Source organism: Parasaccharibacter sp. TMW2.1890, assembly GCF_023337645.1.
In the GTDB taxonomy this organism is placed as follows: domain Bacteria; phylum Pseudomonadota; class Alphaproteobacteria; order Acetobacterales; family Acetobacteraceae; genus Bombella; species Bombella apis.
On record NZ_NWUV01000004.1, the window covers coordinates 15,772 to 39,263 of the forward strand.

Genomic DNA, 23,492 nt, shown 5'->3' on the forward strand with positions numbered 1-23,492 from the left:
CAGTAAAAACTGGTTGATTTGAGTGGGATAATATCTCTATGGAGGCACAGGTTCTGCAATAACACGATAAGAAAGAGTTAATAGTCAGGGATGGTCTTCTGTCGTCTTTTCATTGACCGCCCCGTGGCGACAACACTTCTGGCACTCGCCATCTTTCTGTCCGGCATGATTGCCCTGCCTTTCCTGCCCATTTCCACCATGCCGGACATGACGGCGACCTCCATCATGGTGATCGCCAACCAGCCGGGGTCGGACCCGCAGCAGATGGCCACCTCCGTCTCCACTCCACTGGAGCGGCGGCTGGCGACCATTGCAGACATCCAGACGCTGGAATCCGTCACGACCAGAGGGCAGACGTCCATCTTTCTGGATTTTTCCTCATCCCGCAACATCAATGGCGCCCTGCGGGATGTGCAAGCAGCCCTCCATGCCGCCCGAAGCGACCTGCCCACCAGCACGCTGGAAGCAGACCCGCAGGCCTTCAAGCTGGATGGCGACAAACCGATCTATCTGCTCCATCTGACATCAGACCAGCTCCCCAGGGCACAGCTTTATGACCTCGCCACCATAAGGGTCCGCCCCATACTGGCACAGATAGCCGGTGTGGGGCGTGTCGAGCTGTTCGGGGCCTCCAACCCGGCTGTCCGGGTCGAACTGAACCCCTATCCTCTCTACCGCTGGGGGCTGAACCCCGAGGATGTCCGGGCGGCGCTGGCCTCGGCCAATGCCTTCACGCCAAAGGGCTTCATCACGTCGGGCAACCAGCGCATCCAGCTCCAGACGAATGACCAGGCTACCGAGGCCGCCCATTACAGGGACCTCATCGTGGCCTACCGCAACGGGAAAAATCCCATCTACCTCAAAGACATCGCCACCGTGCGGGATGACGTGCAGGACGTGTACCAGAACAGTACACTGAACGGGAAAACAGCCATCACAATCGCTGTCATCCCTCAGCCACACGCCAATGCGGTGGAGATTGTCAACGACATCGTCAGGCGTCTTCCCCGGCTCCAGCAGGCCCTGCCTGCCAGTGCGGAACTCCGCACCGGCCTGGACCTGTCCCTGACCATCCGGGCCTCGCTGGCGGATGCCAAACAGACACTGGTCATTTCCATCTTTCTGGTCGTGCTGGTCATTGCCCTCTTCTTCCGCCACATGGCCAGCACGCTCATCCCGGCCATCACCATCCCTGTCGCTCTCTCGGGGACGCTGACAGCCATGGCGTGGTTCAATTTCTCGCTGAACATCCTTTCCCTCATGGCTCTGACCATTGCAGTCGGGTTTGTCATTGATGATGCCATTGTCGTGCTGGAGAACATCGCCCGCCACATGGAAAACGGGATGAACCGCTATCAGGCCAGCATCGTCGGCACCTCCGAGATCGCCTTCACCATCATCTCCATCAGCCTGTCCCTCATCGCCGTTTTCATCCCGCTGCTCTGCATCCCCGGTACGCTTGGTTCGGCCCTTCATGAATTTGCGCTGACAATGGCTGCGACCATTGCCATCTCCATGGTCCTGTCCCTGACCCTGACGCCCATGCTCTGCGCCCATTTCCTGACGATAGAACCAGCAGGCAGCACGCCGGCCATTCCCGAAAGGCCCCGCTATTCTCCCCTGGCAGACCCTGTCTCCTGGCTTCTCTATGGTGCCATGAGGACTGTCCGCGCCGTGGAAACGGGACTTTACCACCTGACGTCGCTCTATGACCGTTCAATGCACTGGAGCCTCCGCCACCCCATCATCATCGGGCTGACCCTGCCGGGAAGCTTCCTGCTCATGGTCGGCATCATCATTCTCATGCCCAAGACGGCCATACCCTCCATGGACCTTGCCATTCTTCAGGGCAGCATCAATGGCGAACCAAGCCTCTCCTTCAAGGCCCTGACACGCCGGATGCATCAGGTGGAAAGCATCATCCAGAAAGACCCGGCCGTGCAGACCGTCGTGACCTTCAACCGCACGAGCCATACGGGGCGCATCTTCGTCACGCTCAAGGCCAAGAGCATGCGTGACAGCATCCCCGTCATCCTGGCCCGGCTGCGCAAGGCCATTCCCCAGCAGGCCGGGGCGGAGGCCTTTTTCTGGGCTCTGAACAATGGCCGCCAGGGAGGGGGCGACAGCAACACCACGGGCAATTACCGTTATGTTCTCCAGAGCGACAGCAACGGCCCCCTTTACGCCACCATGCCTCCCCTGCTGGCCCAGCTGCGGGCCAGCGGGAAGTTCCGCAACCTCTCCACCGATGCAGAGGATCTGAGCTTTTTTGCCAATGTCCTCATCCACCGTGACCTGGAAGCCCGCTACAACATCACGCCCCAGCTCGTGCAGAATGCGCTCTTCGATGCCTACGGGCAGAGCATCGTCTCCACCATCCACCTTCCCCTGACCAATCACCGGGTGGTCATGGTGGTGGCGGAACCGTTCCGGGAATATTCCAACACACTGCACCATCTCTGGCTGTCCACCTCGGCTGGTACGGCAGCAGGGGGCATTGCCTCCAACCTCATCCGGGTCAGGACCAAAGGCACGCTCAGTACCCAGGCCTCCCTCTCCCGGGATTCCGTCACCAACTCCCTGGCCAACAAGCTCTCGGGCAACAGCTCGAACGGGGCCGCCGTCTCCTCATCCCAGGAAACGATGATCCCGCTGGACAATGTTGCCAGCATTGTCAAAACGCCCATGCCGCTCAGCATCACCCACCATAATGGCTATTATGCCACGACACTCTCCTTCGATCTGGCCGAAGGCACCAGCTATGATGATGCCATCTCGCTGATACACAGGGCACTGGTGAACCTTCATGCTTCGGACAGCATTCATGGGGAGTTCACGGGGACAACCGGAGAGACGACGGACCTCATGCTCAATGCCCTGCTGGCCTTCCTGGCAGCCATCACCATCATGTACATTGCCCTCGGCGTCCTCTACGAAAGTCTCCTCCACCCCATCACCATCCTTTCCACCCTGCCGTCCGCTGGCGTGGGGGGCGTGCTGGGGCTGTGGGCCTCCGGTGAGCAGTTCAGCCTTGTGGCCATCATCGGCGTCATCCTGCTGACGGGCCTCGTGAAGAAGAATGCCATCTTGGTGATCGACTTTGCCCTGCACATCCACCACCATCATCCAGACATGACAGCCGAGGAGACCATCCGCCATGCCTCTGTCACCCGCTTCCGCCCCATCCTTATGACAACACTGGCCGCAGCCCTCGGCGGTATCCCGCTGCTGATGAGCCAGGGGTATGGCTGCGAACTGCGCCGCCCTCTGGGCGTGGCCATTCTGGGCGGCATGGCCATCAGCCAGCTGCTCACCTTCTACACCACACCAGCTGTCTATCTGCTGATGGAAAAGCTGAAACACCACAGTCTGTCCCTGATGAGGCGGGTCCGGGCCGCCCTGTAAGCCTGCCCCTTATGAACCCGACAGGAAAAAACGGTCAGCCGGACCCTCCACGGGCCAATTGCACCGCGCTGCGGCTCTTTCTATAAAAAGGGCCTGAGGAGAACGCCCGCCCATGACCCGGAACCATGATGCCAGCACGCCCCATCCATCCCTTGATGAAGAGTCCCTCCTGCCCCGCCCGACACGCCGCACGGTCCTGACGGCTGGGTCCGTGGCGCTGGGAGGGGCCGGGGCCTGTACGCTGGCCGTACCCTTTCTGGACAGTCTCCGCCGCACCCGGGCAAGCTCTGCTGCCAGCACACAGGAAGAAACAGTCCTGGATATTTCCGTACAGGACCTGGAGCCCGGTGCGCACAAGATCGTCGTCTGGCAGGGGATGCCCGTTGCCATCCAGCGCCGCACACCAGAGATGATCCGTGCGCTGGAGGACCCCGCCCTGCTCGCCCAGCTGCTGGACCCGCAATCCCGCATCCGGCAGCAGCCCCGTGAGGCTGAAAATGCCCACCGGTCCCTCCGGCCCGACTATGGCGTGTATGTCACCATCTGCACCCATCTGGGCTGCGTACCGGACTATCAGAACATCACCAGCCTGCCCGCCTCTGGCGGATTCTTCTGCCCCTGCCATGGGTCGCAGTTTGATGGAGCTGGCCGGGTCCTTCGCAACATGCCCGCCCCCTACAATCTCCCGGTTCCCCCACTCCATTTCGTGGATGACCATACAATCAGGCTGGGAGAAAGCCTTCTCTCACCCCATTACGGCATGAACAGCATCCAGCAGCTCTGAGGGACGGTCCACACGATGAACGACAACACACACCCGACCAGAAGCTGGCTCGACTCCCGCCTGCCCTTCCTGCGGCCTTTCTGCCAGCACATGACCCGCTTCCCCATGCCGCCGGTCAATCTGCTCTGGACACTTGGTGCCTGTCTGATGGTTGCTTTCGGGCTGATGGTCGTAAGCGGTCTGTTCCTCTCCCTGCATTACCAACCCGATCTCGCCCAGGCTTTCGACAGTGTGGAAGCCATGGAACGGCGGGTCCCCTCCGGCTGGCTCATCCGCAGCATCCATACAGGCGGGGTCAGCCTGCTCTTTGCTGCGCTCTATCTCCATGTCGGCCGAGGCCTCTGGTACGGGTCTTACAAGGCCCCACGGGAACTTGTCTGGCTCTCCGGCCTGTTCCTGATGCTTCTGTTCATGACGACCGCCTTTGCAGGTTATGTCCTGCCATGGGGGCAGATGTCCTATTGGGGGGCCACCGTCATCACCCATGCCGTGGAGGCCATACCCGGCATCGGTCACGGGCTGCTCGTCTATCTTCTGGGAGAAGACACGCTGGGCGGTGTGGCCCTGCACCGCTTCTTCATCCTGCATTTCACCCTTGGCTTCATCATCGCTGCGGTGGTCGGGCTCCATATACTCTGCCTGCATGGTACGGGCTCCAGCAACCCCACGCTGGACAGCCCCCACCCGGACCGCACAACCCGCCCCTTTGCTCCATTTTATGTGGTGAAGGACTGTCTGGCCGTCTGCGTGTTTCTGGCCCTGTTTGCCGGGCTGATCTTTTTCCTGCCGGGGCTACTGGGCAAGTTGGACAACATCATCCCAGCCAATCCCCTCAAAACACCGACAGACATCACACCGGAATGGTATCTGGCCCCGTGGTTTGCCATGCTGCGGGCTGTCCCTTCCCGTCTGGGCGGGCTGATTGCAGCAGCCACCAGCCTGCTTCTCCTCTTCATCCTGCCCTGGCTGGACCAGTCCCCCCGCCATAACGCTACCTACCGCCCGCTGGCCCGGATAGGGCTGGGACTGTTCTTCATCGCCTTCATCATCCTCATTCTGGCAGGAATGAACAGAGCTACCCCCCTCTGGGTCTGGCTCAGCCGGGGCGCCATGCTGGTCTGGTTCCTCACCTTTCTGGGGCTGCTCCCTCTGGCAGCCTACAGGGAACGGCGAGCCAGTGACGCCTCCACACAGGGAGATGCACCATGATGCGTTCATGCCTCCGCCCAACGGGCATGGTCTTTCTGGCCGCCCTGTCCCTGGCCCATCTCCCCGCCACGGCCAGAGCGGATGACCCTGCCCCAACACAGGCCCCTGCCGCTGCGCAGGTGGCGGCCCCTGCGACAGTCCCGCCAACCACCATGCGCCCGGAAGAACGGGGACTGATGATCTTCCAGCAGGTATGCAGCTCCTGCCACAGCATGGAGCGTGCCCATTATGGGGACATGATTGACCTCCAGCCCTCCGTCACGGCCCTGCAACACTGGGCACAGCAGCGTCATGCCGGGCTGGAAAGCCCCATCGCCTCCCCCTATCCCAGTGTGGCTGTAGGCAAGGCCAATAATGGCGGGGACTATCCACCGGACCTCTCCCACATTGCCCGCACCATCCGGGGCGGCCCGGACTATATCCGCCAGATGCTGGCAGGTTACCGCCCCGTTCCGCCCGGCGTCACCCTGGCACCGAATACCTATTACAACCCCATCGCCCTGACGCATCATCACAGGTTCAAGATGCGCCCCCCACTGCATGAGGGCATGATCGCCTTCCCGGACGGTACACAGGCCACCATTCCCCAGATGGCCAGCGACGTGACGGCCTTTCTCCAGTGGGCTGATGATTCCCACCGCAGCACCCGCCATTTCATCGGCACGGCCGTCCTGCTCTATCTCGCCCTGCTGGGCGGAATACTGCTTGCGCTCTGGCGGCTGCTGAAAAAAGAAGCCTGAAACGGAAAAGCCCCGCCCCAGAAACCGGGACGGGGCCAACCTCGGAACGACATCCGGCCTCAGGGAGCCGGGTTGGCGTTCAGCTGGTGGATGGCGTTGATCTTCTCTTCCAGCTCCGGCGTGATCTCCACCTGAATGGAGGTCAGAGCCGTCTCAAGCTGTTCCATCGTCGTGGCACCGATGATGTTGGATGTCACGAACGGGCGTGACGTGACGAACGCAATGGCCATCTGGGCGAAATCAAGCCCGGATTCCTTCGCCAGAGCCTGATAGGCCCGGATGGCATCATCCACACCCGGCTTTTCATAACGCTGGCCCCGGTTGAACAGGGTCGTCCGGGCTCCCGGCGGGCGGGCACCATCCAGATATTTGCCGGTCAGATAGCCCTGCGCCAGAGGGGAATAGGCCAGCAGGCCGACATCTTCCCGCAGACCCATCTCGGCCAGACCGATCTCATAGGTCCGGTTCAGCAGATTGTAGGCATTCTGGATGGAAGCAATGCGAGGCTGCTTTTCCTCCCGGGAAACACGCAGGAACTCGGACACGCCCCAAGCGGTCTCATTGGAGAGACCGACATGACGGACCTTGCCTTCCTTCACCAGCTCACCCAGAGCGCCCAGTGTCTCGGCAATCGGTACCTCATCAGCATCGGAGAGCGTGCGGAAGGTCGTGCCGCCCTCACCAAAGATGTTCACCACCCGGTCCGGCCAGTGCAGCTGGTAAAGGTCCAGATAATCAGTGTTCAGCCGCTTCAGGGACTCATCAATGGCATAACGTATCTGTGCCGGTGTCAGACGTGGCTTTTCACCATCGGGGCGAAACCAGTCATTCTGGCTGCGTCCAACAACCTTGCTGGCAAGGATGACCTTGTCCCGGTTGCCACGGGCCTTCAGCCAGCTTCCCACGATCCGCTCGGTCGAACCCTGCGTCTCCGCACGCGGTGGAATCGAATAAAGTTCAGCCGTGTCGATGAAATTTACGCCATGTTCAAGCGCCATATCGAGCTGGGCATGACCCTCTGCCTCGGTATTCTGCTGGCCGAACGTCATGGTGCCAAGGCAGAGCTCACTCACCTTCAGGCCAGTCCGTCCCAGTGTTCTGTACTGCATGGGCATTCCTTCCTGTCATGGTCACTATATGGCGGGCATCCTGACATGCCCGTAATGTAGGGCCCGACCACCAGGCAAGGGCCTGCTTCCCTTTTGCCCCGGCTTGCCGCTATCCTGCCCCACAACGATACACTACGCAGCATATCAGGAAAACAGGCAGGACCAATGCGTATTCTACTGGTTGAGGATGATCCGACTGTCCGCTCCTTTGTCCTCAAGGGGCTGAAAGAAGCTGGCCATAACGTGGACCAGGCCGACAACGGCAAGGATGGGCTGTATCTGGCCATTGGCGAGAAATACGACATCATCATCCTCGACAGGATGCTCCCCGGTGGCATTGATGGGCTGAACATCCTTGAAACCCTGCGTGGCCAGAAGAACAACACCCCCGTGCTGCTGCTCTCCGCTCTTTCCGACGTGGATGACAGGGTGGATGGGCTGCGGGCCGGCGGGGATGATTATGTCACGAAGCCTTTCGCCTTCTCCGAGCTTCTGGCCCGTGTGGAAGCCCTGGGGCGCCGGGGCCACAATGAATCCGCCCCGGAAACATCCCTGACCGTAGGCGACCTGACGCTGGACCTCCTCTCCCGCGAAGTCCGCCGTGATGGGCAGAAAATCGATCTCCAGCCCCGTGAATTCCGCCTTCTGGAGTTTCTCGTCCGCCATGCGGGGCAGGTTGTCACCCGGACGATGCTGCTGGAGAAAGTCTGGGACTATCACTTCGACCCGCAGACGAACGTGATTGATGTCCATGTCTCCCGCCTGCGCCAGAAAGTGGACAAGCCGTTTGAGACGGCCATCATCCACACGGTCCGCAATGCAGGCTATATCCTCCGCCCCACGCAGGACTGACAGCCAACACCATGGCAGAGGAAAGGACACCCCTATACCGCCGTCTGTCCCGCCGCCACCTGTTCCGACTCCCTCTCCTCCACAGCCGGAACGGAAAACGGCGCTGGCCCATCCGCTCGGCGGGCATCAATTTTGCTCTGGGCTATGGTGTCCTGTTTCTCATTTCGGCCACGCTGTTTCTCTCCTTCATCTGGTGGAGCAGCACAAACCTGCTGAACGACCATGTCCGTGCCTTCATCGAGACGGATGCGCAGGAACTCCGGCACCGCTGGGGGCACGGCGGGGCCCCCGCCCTGAGTGAAGCCATCAATGACAGGCTGGAACAGAACATTGATGATGACGCCCTCTATCTGCTGATAGACCGCCATGGGCGGCGAATGGCGGGCAACCTGCCGGGCTGGCCGGTGGCCGTCAAAAAGATGAACCACTTTTACGAGCTGACCATCCGCCGCTACACCTTCACGACGCCTGCCCAGTTCAAGGCCTATACCCTGCCGCATGGCTTCAAGCTGATTGTCGGGCACGACATACGGGGCCGCACCCTCCTCAGCACTGTCATCACCCGCACGCTCATCTGGTGTGCCGTCATGATCTCCCTGCTGGCCGTGGGCGGCGCCCTGGTGGTACGGGACCTCTTCCGCCGCATGGTTGGCTCCATCGCCCGTACAGCCTCTGCCGTAGCCAATGGCGACCTCAACCACCGCATCGCCCTGACAGGCAGTGAAACCGATCTCGTCGCCGAAACGGTCAATACCATGCTGGACAGGATCAACCGGCTGATGGAGGGCGTCCGCCAGGTCTCCAACGCCATTGCGCATGACCTGCGCACCCCCATAACCCGGGCCCGCAACCAGCTGGAAGAAGCTTTCTTCTCTGCCACCTCACCCGATGAACTGCGCACGGCCGTGGACAGGGCCATCGGGGACCTGGACCACATTACCGGCATCTTCGAGGCCCTCCTCCGGATCGCCCAGATAGAAGCAGGAGCACGCCGCTCGGCCTTCACGACCGTCAACCTCAACCAGCTCCTGTCCAACATGGCTGAACTCTACGAAGCCTCGGCCGAGGATGCCGGGCTGAGCCTGGCACTGGATGTCACCCCTCTGCCCTCCCTGTTTGGTGATGAAAGAATGCTCCAGCAGGCACTGGCCAACCTGCTGGACAATGCCATAAAATTCTCCCCACCAAACAGTACGCTGACCCTCAGCGCCCATCCCGTCATGGCCGGAACAGCCCCGGGCAGCGGCGCAGAAAAAAAACCACAGGGACTCGAGATCAGCGTCCGGGATCAGGGGCCGGGAATGAATGATGCCGACATACTGCGCGCCCACGAGCGCTTCTTCCGGGCTGAAAGCGCCCGCAACACGCCAGGCTCCGGCCTTGGCCTCTCTCTGGTACAGGCCGTCACCAGCCTGCATCATGGCCGTCTGACCCTTACCCAGGCCAATCCCGGCCTGAAAGTCACACTCTTCCTGCCCCTTCTGCCAGAAGCAGAACGGACCGGCAGAAGCACCACTCCGGCGGAAACCACACCATGAGACACCGTCCCGTCAGGCCTGTTACCAAATCTTCATTCCTCGCCCATCTTCCGGGCAAACAAGCTGTGATAGTCTGATGACCATGCGCACCGTTTTCTTCCTCACTGTCCTTCTCCTGCTGGCCCAGATGCCGCTCCGGCCGGGGCACGCCTGGGGGTCACTACTGCCGGAAGAAGAACCCTCCACCCCTGCGCAGGACCTTGTCATCACCAGCGACAGCCAGGCTTACTGCGCCCAGCTCAGCGAGCATCTGGCAGAAAAGATGCGCATGCCTCATGATGTTCCCGTCGGGGCCATGGATGATGCACGGCATCTTCAGGAAGAAGGGCAGGAACTCTGCCAGCAGAACCACATACGGGCGGGCATAGGCCGCCTGCGGCGCGCACTTGTTCTGCTGAAAAATCAGGAAGGCTCCCACCAATGACCCTCCATCGTTCGCTGAAATTCACGGGCCTGACTGCACTGGCCACCGGATGTCTGCTAGGCAGCGTGGCCATGGCAGCTCCCCCGGCACCAACCAGCCCCGATGGCGAACCCCCTGCCATGATCCCGCCAGAGCCGCCACACCCACATGGTACGCTGCTCGCCTTTGCCGTTTCTGATGAAGCACAGGCAAAGGCAGATACGCTCTCCATACGCTTTTCAGCCAGAACGGAGGGCAGTTCTCCCACCGGCACCCAGCAGCACCTCAACCAGCTTGTCAGCAGTGCCATGGCCATCCTGAAAGATCAGCCGGACGTGAAAAGTACGGCGGAGACTTACACGGTCGGGCAGGAATATGGTCCTCATGACAAACGCAGCTGGGTTGCCCGCCAGAGCCTGACCCTGAGCAGCCAGAACCGTGACGGCCTGCTTGCTCTGGCCGAAAAACTTCAGAAACTGGGGCTGGGCCTTGAGGACATGCAATGGACTCTCAACCCCGAGACCCGTGAAAAGCTGGAAAAGCAGGCCCGTCTGGGGGCCCTGAAAAAACTCCGCCAGCAGGCCGAGGAAGATGCCGCCGCTCTGGGCCAGACCCTGATTGGTCTGGAACGTGTGCGTATCGGGAGCCACGGCGCAGATGGCTTTGAACCGCTCCACCCCGCAGGCCCAATGCTCATGATGGCCGAAGCCCGCAGCGCTGCCGCAGCACCGGAGAGCACGGCAGAAATGCAGACCGTCCGTGTCACCGTCAGCGCCCAGGCCCGTCTGGCAGACAGGGAACCCCCGACTGCACCCTGATGGAGGGGCAGCCAGCCCTAGAAAACCGTCGTGGGGCGCTTGCCCAGCGCAACCGGGAGGGTGATGATCTTGCCCTCCCGCCTTATGGTGAAATTGAAAACCGTCCCGGGATGGGCTGCCGCAACACTGCGCAACACCGTCCGGGCATCATGCACCGGGATGTTGCCAATCGCCAGGATGGCATCCTTCTTCCGCAGGCCTCCCCGCCATGCCGCTCCGTGAGGATCCACATCCTCCACCCACATGGGGAAACTGGAATCGTTGAGCGTCACACCCAGCCAGCCATGTTCCACATGGCCCGTCTGGCGGATGGCCTCCACGACAGGCGCCACGATTTCCGACGGAATGCCAAAGCCAATCCCCACGGAACCATCACTGGGGGACGCAATGGCGGCGTTCATTGCCACGACCTGCCCCTGGAGATTGAAAGCAGGCCCACCAGAATTGCCCGGATTGATGGGGGCATCCAGCTGCATGAAGTCATCCAGCGCCCCACTGCCCAGATCACGTCCGACAGCAGAAACAATGCCCGCCGTCACTGACGACCCGAACCCGAACGGATTGCCTGCCACAAGTATCCAGTCCCCGATTTCCACCTGCCGGCTGTCCCCCCAGGAAACGCAGGGCAGCGGTGTCGGGCTATCCACCTTGATGACGGCAATATCCGTCATCGGGTCATCCCCTAGGCTGTGAGCGGGCAGGGAGCGGCCGTCAGACAGGGACACCATGATCCTCGTGGCGTGGCCGATGACATGCCGGTTCGTCACGATGATGCCAGAAGCATCCACCACGAAACCGGATCCCGCCCCTGTCAGCTCGTCATCAGCCGGATGCAGCATGTGATGCCCCTTGCCCGTCACATGATGCCGGAGACGATGCTTCTTCCGGGGGGCCGGTGAAGCGCGGCGCTGCTCCTGGCTGGCAGGCGGAGAGGCCGTATCAGGCTCTCCCTCATCATCCTCATCCGCCGAGGATGACGCATGAGAGATTGAAATATTCACCACCGCCGGAATGACCTGATGGACCAGAGGCGCAAAACTGGGCAGATTCAACGCCTCCCGCAAAGCGGGCGCTTCATGGTTCACACCCACGGGCAGGGCCCCCACCGGCGTGGCAGCAGGCGGCAGCACAAGCGGAGACGATACCGGAACAGGCGGATGACGGACCGCCTTATACAGGCTCGTATTCTTTATCGGCTCGGGAACTTTTTCCCCACCAGGCACCCACCACAGGCATACGCCCGCAGCCACCATGCTCCCCACGGCCGCCGGCAGCAGGACAGACCAGACCAAGTGCCTCATAACCGGCTGCATTCACATGCGCTCCCCTCACTGCGGCACGGCTGCCGCAATGTCTCTTCAAGTCTTCCACTCCCTACCACACTCCATCCCGTTTGAAAGCACCTTCCTGACCTTCAGGCTGTACCACATATCAGCCCGCCCCAGCAGAAAACACCCCGTCTCCACCTTGCAAAATACTTGCAGGGACCCGGTCTCCGTGGCAGTTTACTTTTCTTTCATTTTCAGGGCAGGTAGGGCAGGTCAGGAAAGACCCAGCATTCAGACAGCACGGGCTGAAAACAACCATGCCCCCCACCTCCTGAAGACCTGAAAAAGACATGCCGGATGCGCCAGAAGGACCGATACATGACAGCCCACAGCGAACGTAATGCAATTGTCCTGCATCACCCGATTTTCGTGACGTATTTCTTTACGGTTCTCATCATCCAGAATGATGAGTTCAGGCATGTCGATTTCTGCGACATCGAACATTACAGGGCCTGCCTCCCCACCCATGAACAGCTGACGGCACATGGCATCACCGTCCTGAACCCGAAGGATGATACGTTCGTCCTGCTGAAAGACGGCAATTTCCTGTCCGCCCGCCCCGAAGGCACCTTCGGCTTCGCCAACAAGGCCAACTGGTGGGAAGAGTTCAGACGCCTCTCGAGCATTCCATTCAAATTCGTTCAGGAAAAACCTTTTTCTCCCCATATACCGCACATCATCCACCAGACAGACAATGCCCTTCACCCGGAAACAGGCTATCTTGAAAACATAACGTCCCTGAAAACAATGAATAAGGACTGGGAGTACCGGTATTATTCAGAAAAAGACCGCATTGACTTCATCCATACCCATTATGGATGGGACGTGCTGAGTGTCTATCTGCGGCTGAACCGCCTCTATGGCGCAGCACAGGCGGATTTTTTCAGATATCTCTGCCTGTATCAGCATGGCGGCGTCTATCTGGACATGAAATCGGGCAGCAGCCGGCCATTATCCTCCATTATCCGTGATGACGACCAGTTCATCATTTCACAATGGGACTGGAGCCTGCCTCAATACTTCGAGTGGGGCAAAAAAGCCGAACTTTCCCACATTGAAGGGGGCGAATTCCCTATATGGTGTCTCATCTGTGCGCCAGGTCATCCTCTTATGGCCAAGGTCATCAACCAGCTGATCGCCAACATCTTCCTTTACACGCCCAACCTGCACAGCACGGGCAGCGTGGCAACACTGAAAGTGACCGGCCCCATCCTGTTCACAAGAGTCGTCTTCAACAACCTGAACAAATTCGACATCAGGATGGAAAACATTCTGGCGAAGGGCCTCAATCCCCACATGGTGAAGAACATTTACCGCAAGGACCAATATCACGAGCAGGTCCTGCCCCTCGTCATACAGTCCGCTCGTGTGGGCGATACCATATGATGGCCTCTCCTCCCCGAAGCAGCACATGCTCGAACCACCGGGGACAGAAAACCGGAGACTGAACGGCCTCAAGCCTCCTTGGCGGGATTTTCGGGCCATTTATGTCTGGGGTAGCGCCCCCGCATGTCCCGCCGCATGTCCAGCCAGCCTGACGTCCAGAACTGGGCAAGGTCCGCCGTCACGGCCTGTGGCCGTCCGGCAGGGGACAGCAAGGTAGCATGGAGCGGCACCCGGCCACCTGCCAGCTGCGGCAGGGCCGTGGTGCCATAAAAGTCCTGCGCCCGGGCAGAAAGGGATGGCACGACCGTCGTGTAATCAATGCGCCGGCGCCCGACCTTCAGAGCCACATGGGACGGAAGCTGGCGGTCCAGCTCCTGCCTGTCCTCATAGGACAGACGGCTGGCCAGAATGGCCGCAAGGTCCAGCTCCTGAATCTGTGTGAGCCGATCCAGTCCCGCAAGCCACGGTTCCAGCCACTCCATGTCCTCGGCCAGAGCCTCGTCAGACAGATCAGGCAGATGGGGCGCATAATGCGTCCGGGCCAGAGCGACACGGGCCTGAAACTGGCGGGCCGCCGCCGACCAGTCCAGATGCCGGGCCAGATCAGACCGCACCTTCGCCAGAAGGGCCACCGTGATGTCTTCCGCCTCGGGGGGGACATTACGATCCTTCAGCACCAGATTGCCCAGCCGCAGCCTCTGCCGGACAATAACCTTGCCCGATGTACCATCAAGGGCCGGTTCCCGCTGTTCCTTCAGGCTGGCCTGTACGGAATCGGGCAGGGTCTCCAGCGTGACCGGAGCCGCAAGGGTCATGTCCGTCCCCTTGCGGACATGGAAGGCCGCCCCAGCCAGAAGGTCCTCCTGCACCAGCGGGTCTGTCGCCCCCAAGCGGGCACTGCCACCTCCTGCCAGACGGTACCGTCCATCGGCACTGGTCCGCTGTGCCAGACGGTCAGGGAACCCCGCCGCCACCAGACGTCCCGCGACGTGACCCGTCAGCCCATCGCTCACGAGGTCCGCAAGACCATCCGGCCCTGTCCCCTGCCCGGCCCGGCGCAGGAACCGCCCCGCAGCATGGCGGAGCTGCCGCAACACATGCCTGGGAACACGGGCATCATCCTGCATGAAGAGTTTCAGACGCAGCCGGAGGTCAGCGGAGGCCTCTCCTCCCCGGCCCCCACGGCCGCCCAGCGGATCACGTTCTTCCAGAAGGGCCGCCAGACAGGCCGCCACGGCCATCTCCTCCACCGTCCGGGCAGCGCAGAGCATCGCAGCCAGCCGGGGATGCGTACCAAACCCGACCATCCGCTGCCCCAGAGCCGTCAGCTCCCGCTGACCATCCAGAGCCCCCAGAAACTGGAGAAGGGACTGCGCTGCGGCCAGTCCCCCCTCCGGGGCTGGCTCGATGAGCGGCAGAGCCGCCGGGGCCGTGCCCATCGCCTGCTGCCAGGCTGCCGTCACGAGGGCAAAATCACACAGGTCCGCCTCCCTTATGGCGGGGACTTCCTGCACGATCAGGCTACGCTGGGTCATTTCAGACCAGAGACGGATGGCAATACCGGGAGCCTGACGCCCCGCACGGCCTGCCCTCTGTTCCGCCGTTGCCCGGGAAATGCGCCGTGTATGAAGGCGGGGCAGGCCCGTACCGGCATCACGCTGGGGCAGACGCCGCCAGCCACCATCCACCACCACACGCACACCGGGAACCGTCACGGACGTTTCAGCAATGGATGTCGCCAGCACGATACGCCGCCCGGACTCCGGAGCCAGCGCACGGGCCTGATCCTCCACCGACTGCTCCCCGTACAGAGGATAGACAGGCACCCGGTCCCCAAGAAGTCCCTGAAGACTGGCCTGCGCCCTGCGGATTTCTCCCACCCCGGGCAGGAACGCCAGAATGGAGCCCTCTTCCTCCCGCCAGGCCTGCGCCACGGCCTGGACACAGCTCTCCGGCAGATCACGCAGATGGGCAATGTCCCGCCGGTAGCGGACCTCCACCGGGTGCTGCCGTCCGTCACTCTCGATCAGCGGGGCCTGAAGGGCGGTCGTGAAAATGCCCGCATCCAGCGTGGCCGACATGGCCACGAGCCGCAGCTCCGGCCGCAGGCTCTGCTGCATGTCCCGGCAGAACCCCAGAGCCGTGTCGCCATCCAGTGACCGCTCATGCACTTCGTCAAACAGGACGACAGATACGCCATCCAGCAGGGGGTCTGCCAGCAGACGGCGGACCAGCAGACCCTCCGTGACGACTTCAATGCGGGTCCGGGCCGAAACGGCACTGTCGATGCGGGTGCGATAGCCGATCACCCCGCCGGGGGCTTCACCCCGCAAGGCCGCCATGCGCTGGGCCGCTCCCCGTACGGCCACACGCCGTGGCTCCACAAGCAGGATACGGCCATCCCCCAGCCAGCCAGGCGCAGCCTCCAGCAGAAAAGGCGGCACGGCCGTAGTCTTTCCGGCACCCGGCGGCGCCACAAGCACAGCATTGGAGCCAGCGGCCAGTGCCTCCAGCAAAGCCGGCAGGACCGCCGTCACGGGCAGGGAATCCGACATCATGCTGCCTCCTGTAGGCCCTGTCCCGGCTCAGTCCTCGTATGTCAGAAGGGACGTGACCGGCACGTCAACCTTTCCACGGCCTCCCAGAGCCAGCAGCTCGATCATCACGGAAGCCCCGACAACCTCGGCCCCAGCCTTGCGCAGAAGGTCGATGGAGGCAGCCAGCGTACCGCCGGTTGCCAGAAGATCATCCAGCACCACCACACGCTGGCCGGGACGGACGGCATCCGCCTGGATGTGCAGCTCATCCTCACCATATTCGAGGCTGTATCTGTGGGAAATGGTCTTGCCCGGCAGCTTGCCCGGCTTGCGCAGCATGGTGAAACCACAGCCGAGGCGGGTTGCCAGCGGAGCTGCCGTGAGGAAGCCACGGCTCTCGATCCCTGCCAGAAGGTCTGGCTGGAAGCGGGCCACCGCCTGCGCCAGACGCCCCGTAGCCACCTGCCACGCTTCCGGATTCCGGATCAGGGTGGAAATGTCATAAAACAGGATGCCCGGTTTCGGAAAATCCGGAGCTTCACGGATATACTGTTTCAAATCCAGCGGAGCAGGGTCTTCAAAGGACATGGCAGGCCTTCACATTGCAGGTCATGATATGCACGAAGCCCCCCTTATAGGCCCTTGTGCCGTCCTTTTGAAAGGGAAGGCTCTCCTTGCTGCCATCAGGGAGCCATGCGGGCAAACAGGATCATGAGGAGGAAAGCCGCCAGCAGCATTCCCCCCATTGGGATCGCCGTACCCACCGGCAGCCATGAGAACATGACACTGGCCAGAATACCGAACACATACTGCCCCGTCCCCGCCAGAGCGGTAGCGACACCGGCATTGCGCCCCTGTGTCAGCAGGGCACCGGCCATGGCATTGGGGCCAATGCATCCCCCCGGCCCCAGCGCACAGAGCATCGCCCCGAACAGTGGCCAGAGATAGATGTGCCTGAGATGCCCTGCCGCATCGACATCCAGTGCGGACCAGATGGCCAGCCCCAGCAGTACAACCGCCCCGAAACAGCTGACACCCAGCCCGATCCGGAGCAGGGTCCGGCTGTGATAGTAGTTCAGCAGCCAGGCATTGATCTGGGACGAACCGATCATGCACACCGCCATCACGCCAAACAGCACGCCATACTGGAACGGCGTGAACGCATACACGCTCTCGAAGAGGAAGGGTGCAGCCGTCAGATAGGTGAAAATGACGAATCCCTGCACCATCCAGATGAGCGCATTGAAGCGGTAGTTCCTGTCCTTCAGGGTCTGCCCATACCGGACGATAATGGGCCAGAGACGCATGGGATGACGGTCTTCACCATCCAGTGTTTCTGGCAGGAAAAGGAAGACCGCCAGCAGCCCCACTACACCATAAAGGGACGTTGCCCAGAAAATGTCCCGCCAGCTGATGAACTGGAGAGCAAAACCACCCAGAGCCGGCGCCAGAATGGGCACGACACCCTGTATGAGAATAAGGCGGGACATCATCTTCGCCGTGGCGTCACCGACTGTCAGGTCCCTGACGCAGGCATTGGGCACCACGAGGCTGGCAGCCCCCATCAGGGCGGCAAAAGCCCGGAAGAAACAGAGCATGGGCATGGAGGTCGAAAGGGCACAGCCTGCTGCGGCCAGAGCATAGAACAGGGTACCCACAAGCAGCGGACGACGACGACCAAAGCGGTCCGTCACCGGCCCGACAATGATCTGCCCGATGGCCAGCCCCGCCACCCAGGCCGCCATCGTCAGGCTGCCCGTTCCCGGTGCGGAACCAAGCTGCTGCTCCATCTCTGGCAGGGCCGGCAGATAGATATCTGTCGAGACAGGGCCAACCGCCGTCAGCGTTCCCAGAAGGATCGGCAGCCAGAAAGGCATCTTCCCACCCTTGATAAGCGGTTTGCCAATCAGGGCATGTTCAAAAAAGCCATGCTGTGACGTCTTCATGCTCCGCTATCCTGCCTTTCCCATCTCATCTCTTTGTGAAACCCGCGTAATACCCAGCCTCCCAACACGGCGGAAAGAAGTGCCAGCACGGCGGCGGTAACCAGTGCCCAGCCATGGCGTAGTTCTACACCCCTGCCAGCCAGAAGAAAAACCAGATTCTGGGGCAATCCTCCCAGCATGGTCGCCAGCAGGAACCGGCCAACTGCAAGCCCCGCCATGCCAGACGAGACCGATACCAGGAGGGCAGACCCGACCGGCAGCAGCCGGGCACAGGCCACCATGCGGAATGGAGCCCGCTGTCCAGCCCGGATGAACCACGGCACGGAAGCCGCCCTGACCGGGCATTTCCACCGCCAGAGCCGCCCCCAGCCATAGCCCAGCAGGGCACCGGCCCCATAGGCCAGGCTGGCCTCCACCACCCCGATGCCAATGCCAAACCCCGCTCCCAGCACGAAACAGAGTGCCTGCCGGGGCAGACCAAAAGCACAATACAGCACGGCCAGCGGCAGGACCCGCAGGGCCGCATAAGGCTGCCCGGCCCACTCCCGCATCAGTCCCAGCCCATGCTGGATGGCCGGAATCCGCCACAAAAGCAGCGGCCCTCCCACCAGAAGCAGGACCAGAAGAGCGGGGCGGACTGCCGCCCGCAACGGAACGGGACTCCTCAGAGCAGACCCCGGGCCCGTATCTGGGCATAGGCGGCCAGCGTAACCATGCAGGTCATCTCCCCTTCCACGATCATGCGCTCAAACTCGGCAAGCGGGATGTCTTTCACCTTCATGTCGGCTTCCGTCGCTTCCCGCTCGGCCTCACCACGGACAAGATTCCGGGCCAGAAAAACATGCCCCATCTGCGTGGAGTATCCAGCTCCCTGATACAGTGTCCCTGCATGGATCAACTCACCGGCACGCAGGCCCGTTTCCTCCCGCAGCTCACCAAGGGCAAGCTCCGTGGCATCTGCATCCGGCCGTGTCTCCCACATGCCCATGGGAAACTCCCAGAGCCGCTTTCCCACCGGGTAGCGGAACTGCTGGACCAGTGTCAGGCGACCATCAGCATGCATGGGCATGATGACGGCAAACGTCCCCCGTTCGACAACGCCGTACAGACCCTTCCTGCCACCAGGATGGATGATCCTGTCTTCCCGCACCGCAGTCCATGGGTTTTCATAAACCATCTCGGAAGAAAGAATCTGGTAGCCTGCATCCTCACAGGCTTTCTTTACCGCATCATCAATCATCATCGGCTCCTTCGCAGCAATGGCCGGTCGCTCATCATCGTGATCAGGCCGCCCTGTATCATGGTGAAGAAGAAAAAGTGAAACGCTTTACCCCAACCAGCCAGATATCATCCTACTGACATCCCTGCATGGCAGCCATTCATAACTATGCAAGCTGGGCAAATCATTGCCCCGTGACGCAAAAGGCTTTCTCACCTATGGTCGATAACCAAGAAAGGCTGTGCCGGTTACAGTTACCAGGTGGGCACGGCTTGCGGAAACTGCAAAGGGGACGCCCATGTCTGATGAAGACGCAACCTATACGTGCTCGCCGACCATGCGGGTCATGCCCGTAGTCCTGTTCAACCTCCTTGTCTATTTTGTCATCGGGCTGCCCAATGCCATCATTGGTGCCCAGTTCGTGCACAACACGCTGGGTTTCAGCACAGCCATTGCCGCCAGCACCATCTCCCTGCAGTACATCGGTACCGCCATGGGGCGTGTGATCGTCGGTCATCGCATTGACGTGCATGGCCCCAAGGCCATTCTGCGGTATGGTCTCATCTTCTGCACCATCTCCGGCCTGCTGATGTGCCTTGCGGCTCTGATCCCCAGCTTCATGGGCCTGAATGACACGTCCCGCTATGTGGCCCTGGGCATTGCCCTCATCAGCCGTCTCTTCATCGGCTGGTCCGAGAGCTGCACCTCCACCTCCGTCACGACATGGAACCTGCGCCGCGTCGGCCCTGCGCACTCCTCCGTCGCCATTTCCTGGAACGGTGTCACCTCCTACGGTGGTATCGCTGTTGGCGTGACCGTCGGCCAGTTCCTCAGCGGCATCCTGCCGAACATCCGGCTGCTGCCCGTCGGCATTTTTGCCACCCTGCTGGGTATTGGCGGCATCATCCTGCTGACCTTCTACAAAGCCATCAAGCCGCTGCCGAGCAAAGGCAAGCCGATGTCCTTCGCCCTCGCCGTCAAGAAAGTGCTGCCGTATGGTGCCGCTCTGGCTGCCGGGTCTGTCGGCTTTGGTACGGTCAACAGCTTCCTGGCCCTGTATTACACGGATAACCACTGGACTGGCCTGGGTGTGGCCTTCGGCGTTTTCGCTGCCTGCTTCATCTTCATGCGTATTTTCGTCTCCGGCCAGATCGACAAGCATGGCGGTGTGCCGATCGCTTACATGTCCCTGGTGACGGAAGCCATTGCCATGGCCGTCTTCTGCCTGGTGCACAACCCCACGGGTGGCCTGATCGGTGCTGCACTGACGGGTGCGGGCTTCTCCCTGCTCTTCCCCGCCATGGGCACCATGGCCGTCCGTACCGATGGGCCGGAGTTCCACGGTATCCTGATCGCCGCCTACTCCATCTTCACCGACCTGACCATCGTGATTTCCAGCTGGTTCATGGGCGGTCTGCGTGACCACATGGGCTGGGGTGTCATGTTTGCCGTGGCTGGTGTGCTCTGCATCAGTGGTATCGCCTTCAGTGCCATCTTCTCCCGTATTCCGGGATGTGGTGTGCCGAAAAACGCTGCCTGACCAACAGCCACCTGCTGGGTGGGGGCCTTTCCCGGTTCCTCCCCAGCGGGGCTGCCAGTTGCCAGAATGCCGGGCACAGTCTTCTCTGCCCGGCATTTTTCTGTTCGGAGGAAACAGTCCATCATGACCATCCGCTCCTGCTCCGTCTTCTGCGGGTCACGCCCCGGGCACGATCCGGCCCACATGCAGGTAGCCCGTGCCCTCGGAACAGCCTTGGGGGAAGCGGGTTTCACTCTCGTCTATGGGGGCGGGACTGCTGGCCTGATGGGCGCCGTGGCCGATGCTACCCTGCTGGCCGGCGGTACCGTAAAAGGCATCATTCCCCGCTTTCTGGAAGCGCAGGAAATCCTGCATGAAGGCGTCACAGACCTGGAAGTGACAGAAGACATGCCCAGCCGGAAAGCCCGGCTATTCGAAGAAGCTGACGCTTATGTCATCCTCCCCGGAGGGTTTGGCACATTCGACGAATTCATGGAGGTTCTCGTGAACCGCCAGCTGGGGCTGAGCCAGCGGCCCATCATCATTCTCAACACCAATGGCTGGGCCGACCCGCTCATCGCCCTGCTGCAGGCCACGCAGGCACAGGGTTTCGCCGATGCAGGGGCAGAAAACCTCTACGAGGTCGTAACGGACGTGCCCAGCGTCATGCGGCGTCTGAAGAAACCTTCACACGCCTGATCTTGGCCCCGCAGGCGGAGAGCTTCTTCTCCACATGCTCATACCCACGGTCGAGATGATAGACACGGCTCAGTTCCGTCTCACCCTCGGCCACGAGGCCAGCCAGGATCAGTGAAAAAGATGCCCTCAGATCCGTGGCCATCACCTTGGCACCAGAGAGGCGTTCCACCCCACGGATCACGGCTGACCGCCCCTGGATGGTGATGTTGGCCCCCATGCGGTTCAGTTCCGGCACATGCATGAAACGGTTCTCGAAGATCGTTTCCGTGATCATGGACGCTCCCTCCGCTACAGAGAGCATGGCCATGAACTGCGCCTGCATGTCGGTCGGGAAACCGGGGTAAGGTTCGGTTGTCAGGTCCAGCCCCCGCAGCTTTCCCTCACTCCGTATCCGCAAGCCATCAGCCTCTTCCGTAACATCCACGCCAACCTGCTGGAGCGCATAGACAACCGCTTCCTGATCTACCATGCGGCCACCTTCCAGCAGGACATCCCCACCCGTCATGCCCACGGCGCAGGCATAGGTGCCACACTCGATGCGGTCTGGCATGACGGAGTAACGAGCACCATGAAGCTGCTCCACCCCCTCTACCATGATGGTGCCGGAATGTGCCCCGGTGATCTTCGCCCCCATGGCATTGAGGCAGTTGGCAAGGTCCAGAATTTCCGGCTCCCGGGCAGCATTGACGATCTCCGTCGTGCCACGGGCCAGCGTGGCTGCCATGAGAACATTCTCCGTCGCCCCCACACTGGGGAATGGCAGCACGACACGCCCGCCCTTCAGGCCATTGGGCGCTCTGGCATTGATGTAACCCCCCTCCAGCGTGATCTCGGCGCCCAGGGCCTCCAGTCCTTTGAGATGAAGGTCCACCGGGCGTGTCCCGATGGCACACCCACCCGGCAGGGAGACACGGGCTTCTCCCATACGGGTCAGCAGAGGTCCCAGAACAAGAATGGAGGCCCGCATCCGGGACACGATGTCGTAAGGAGCCTCTACCGACTGGATGGTTCCACCAAGGCTGAGCTGCCGGGGACCATCAATCTCCACCACGTCATAACCCAGCTGCCCCAGCAGGGTCCGCATGGTACGGATATCCGCAATATCGGGAATATTGGAAAGAATGAGAGGCCCTTCGGAAAGCAGGGCGGCCACCATCAGTTTCAGGCCCGAATTCTTGGCCCCACCAACAGAAATGCGCCCCTCAAGACGGTGGCCACCTTCGATCAGGAAATAATCCATCTGTCTCTCTCCATACCTCATCCCATCACCGTGCCTCACAGGCTGGATGAGGTTCTCTGCTTGTCTGAATTTTAAAGCCGCGGGGGCGTTACACCGGACTGGCGCATATACTTTCCGGCACGGTCAGCATAGCTGACTTCACAAGGACTGGCTCCCTGAAAAAACAGAAACTGGCAGATGCCCTCATTGGCATAGATACGGGCTGGCAGGGGGGTGGTATTGCTGATCTCGATGGTCACCTGCCCCTCCCATTCCGGCTCCAGCGGTGTGACATTGACGATGATCCCACAGCGGGCATAGGTGGACTTGCCAAGGCACACGACCAGCGTATCACGGGGGATGCGGAAATATTCCACCGTATGGGCCAGTGCAAAACTGTTGGGCGGGATGATGATGTCCCCGCGGCGTGTCACGAAACTGTCAGCAGAGAAATTCTTGGGGTCCACCACGGCACTGTCAACATCTGTGAAGATGTGAAATTCATCAGCGACACGAGCATCATACCCATAGGAGGACAACCCGTAGGAAATGACCTTCTCACGCTTCTGCGCCTCGACAAACGGCTCTATCATGCCGTGTTCCTGCGCCATGTGGCGTATCCAGTGGTCAGGCATGATCGACATGGCCGTTCTCCCTTGTGGATGGTGATGTCTTACTGAAAATCGACAAAAACCTGACAGGGACAGACCGCCCCCGGACAGAGACAGACCCGACCAGCCGGGCCTGCCCTGTCATATCATCTGTCTGCCCCGGCGCAAAG

20 protein-coding genes are annotated in these 23,492 nt (G+C 61.1%); 11 read left to right on the forward strand and 9 right to left on the reverse strand.

The features are described 5' to 3' along the window. Nucleotides 1-90: 90 nt before the first annotated feature. The 4 genes from CPA54_RS08000 to CPA54_RS08015 all read left to right on the forward strand — a co-directional run bounded on the left by CPA54_RS08000 (nt 91) and on the right by CPA54_RS08015 (nt 6,138). Nucleotides 91-3,405 carry an efflux RND transporter permease subunit gene (locus tag CPA54_RS08000; RefSeq protein ID WP_248460315.1) on the forward strand — a complete coding sequence of 1,105 codons (3,315 nt, stop codon included), beginning with the start codon at nt 91-93 and terminating at the stop codon, nt 3,403-3,405. A 112-nt stretch (nt 3,406-3,517) separates the two neighbouring features. Beyond that, nucleotides 3,518-4,189 carry a ubiquinol-cytochrome c reductase iron-sulfur subunit gene (gene petA / locus CPA54_RS08005; RefSeq protein WP_248460314.1) on the forward strand — a complete coding sequence of 224 codons (672 nt, stop codon included), beginning with the start codon at nt 3,518-3,520 and terminating at the stop codon, nt 4,187-4,189. 15 nt (nt 4,190-4,204) lie between these two features. Beyond that, entirely contained in the window at nt 4,205-5,398 is a 1,194-nt protein-coding gene (locus CPA54_RS08010; protein ID WP_249086062.1) for a cytochrome b N-terminal domain-containing protein, read from the forward strand. Further along, nucleotides 5,395-6,138: a cytochrome c1 gene (locus CPA54_RS08015; protein ID WP_086431723.1), complete on the forward strand. Its 744-nt coding sequence runs from the start codon at nt 5,395-5,397 to the stop codon at nt 6,136-6,138. Before CPA54_RS08010 ends, CPA54_RS08015 begins: the two co-directional genes overlap by 4 nt. A gap of 59 nt (nt 6,139-6,197) precedes the next feature. Here the strand turns inward: CPA54_RS08015 and CPA54_RS08020 are convergent, their stop codons facing one another. Then, nucleotides 6,198-7,247: an NADP(H)-dependent aldo-keto reductase gene (locus CPA54_RS08020; protein ID WP_043558659.1), complete on the reverse strand. Its 1,050-nt coding sequence runs from the start codon at nt 7,245-7,247 to the stop codon at nt 6,198-6,200. A 165-nt stretch (nt 7,248-7,412) separates the two neighbouring features. Here CPA54_RS08020 and CPA54_RS08025 point away from each other — a divergent pair, with 165 nt between their 5' ends. The 4 genes from CPA54_RS08025 (at nt 7,413) to CPA54_RS08040 (ending at nt 10,858) form a co-directional block, all read left to right on the forward strand. Further along, nucleotides 7,413-8,099: a response regulator transcription factor gene (locus tag CPA54_RS08025; RefSeq protein ID WP_043558662.1), complete on the forward strand. Its 687-nt coding sequence runs from the start codon at nt 7,413-7,415 to the stop codon at nt 8,097-8,099. 11 nt (nt 8,100-8,110) lie between these two features. Further along, nucleotides 8,111-9,637, forward strand: coding sequence for a HAMP domain-containing sensor histidine kinase (locus tag CPA54_RS08030; protein ID WP_081562482.1), 1,527 nt, complete (start codon nt 8,111-8,113; stop codon nt 9,635-9,637). 76 nt (nt 9,638-9,713) lie between these two features. After that, nucleotides 9,714-10,061, forward strand: coding sequence for a hypothetical protein (locus CPA54_RS08035; protein WP_227449758.1), 348 nt, complete (start codon nt 9,714-9,716; stop codon nt 10,059-10,061). Then, a complete protein-coding gene (locus tag CPA54_RS08040) occupies nt 10,058-10,858 on the forward strand; it encodes an SIMPL domain-containing protein (protein WP_249086064.1) in 801 nt (266 codons plus the stop codon). Before CPA54_RS08035 ends, CPA54_RS08040 begins: the two co-directional genes overlap by 4 nt. Before the next feature lie 17 nt (nt 10,859-10,875). On the opposite strand, the gene CPA54_RS08045 is transcribed toward CPA54_RS08040, so the two are convergent. Then, a complete protein-coding gene (locus tag CPA54_RS08045; RefSeq protein WP_227656456.1) occupies nt 10,876-12,159 on the reverse strand; it encodes a S1C family serine protease in 1,284 nt (427 codons plus the stop codon). A 345-nt stretch (nt 12,160-12,504) separates the two neighbouring features. On the opposite strand from CPA54_RS08045, the gene CPA54_RS08050 reads away from it, so the two are divergent. Then, nucleotides 12,505-13,572 (forward strand): glycosyltransferase family 32 protein, encoded by a 1,068-nt coding sequence (locus CPA54_RS08050; protein WP_249086066.1) that lies wholly within the window; start codon nt 12,505-12,507, stop codon nt 13,570-13,572. 68 nt (nt 13,573-13,640) lie between these two features. On the opposite strand, the gene hrpB is transcribed toward CPA54_RS08050, so the two are convergent. The 5 genes from hrpB to CPA54_RS08075 all read right to left on the reverse strand — a co-directional run bounded on the left by hrpB (nt 13,641) and on the right by CPA54_RS08075 (nt 19,298). Further along, nucleotides 13,641-16,127, reverse strand: a complete 2,487-nt coding sequence (gene hrpB / locus CPA54_RS08055) for an ATP-dependent helicase HrpB (RefSeq protein WP_249086148.1) — start codon at nt 16,125-16,127, stop codon at nt 13,641-13,643. 30 nt (nt 16,128-16,157) lie between these two features. Further along, nucleotides 16,158-16,697 (reverse strand): adenine phosphoribosyltransferase, encoded by a 540-nt coding sequence (locus CPA54_RS08060; protein ID WP_249086069.1) that lies wholly within the window; start codon nt 16,695-16,697, stop codon nt 16,158-16,160. Between the two features lie 95 nt (nt 16,698-16,792). Then, complete coding sequence (locus CPA54_RS08065; protein ID WP_192848561.1) at nt 16,793-18,055, reverse strand: multidrug effflux MFS transporter; 1,263 nt, start codon at nt 18,053-18,055, stop codon at nt 16,793-16,795. Beyond that, entirely contained in the window at nt 18,052-18,705 is a 654-nt protein-coding gene (locus CPA54_RS08070) for a TVP38/TMEM64 family protein (RefSeq protein ID WP_227449756.1), read from the reverse strand. Before CPA54_RS08070 ends, CPA54_RS08065 begins: the two co-directional genes overlap by 4 nt. Nucleotides 18,706-18,719: 14 nt before the next feature. Then, nucleotides 18,720-19,298 carry an NUDIX hydrolase gene (locus tag CPA54_RS08075; protein WP_043558668.1) on the reverse strand — a complete coding sequence of 193 codons (579 nt, stop codon included), beginning with the start codon at nt 19,296-19,298 and terminating at the stop codon, nt 18,720-18,722. Nucleotides 19,299-19,572: 274 nt separating this feature from the next. On the opposite strand from CPA54_RS08075, the gene CPA54_RS08080 reads away from it, so the two are divergent. Together CPA54_RS08080 and CPA54_RS08085 are read left to right on the forward strand one after the other, a co-directional pair. Next, entirely contained in the window at nt 19,573-20,814 is a 1,242-nt protein-coding gene (locus tag CPA54_RS08080) for an MFS transporter (protein ID WP_043558670.1), read from the forward strand. Between the two features lie 123 nt (nt 20,815-20,937). Continuing rightward, entirely contained in the window at nt 20,938-21,492 is a 555-nt protein-coding gene (locus CPA54_RS08085) for a TIGR00730 family Rossman fold protein (protein WP_249086070.1), read from the forward strand. Here CPA54_RS08085 and murA read toward each other — a convergent pair. Both murA and dcd read right to left on the reverse strand, forming a co-directional pair. Then, nucleotides 21,458-22,732 (reverse strand): UDP-N-acetylglucosamine 1-carboxyvinyltransferase, encoded by a 1,275-nt coding sequence (murA, locus tag CPA54_RS08090; protein WP_043558672.1) that lies wholly within the window; start codon nt 22,730-22,732, stop codon nt 21,458-21,460. The two genes, CPA54_RS08085 and murA, sit on opposite strands and share 35 nt — an antisense overlap. Before the next feature lie 71 nt (nt 22,733-22,803). Beyond that, the gene (dcd, locus tag CPA54_RS08095) at nt 22,804-23,355 is read right to left on the reverse strand and encodes a dCTP deaminase (RefSeq protein WP_043558674.1); all 552 of its coding nucleotides are present in this window, start codon (nt 23,353-23,355) and stop codon (nt 22,804-22,806) included. Nucleotides 23,356-23,492 lie beyond the last annotated feature (137 nt).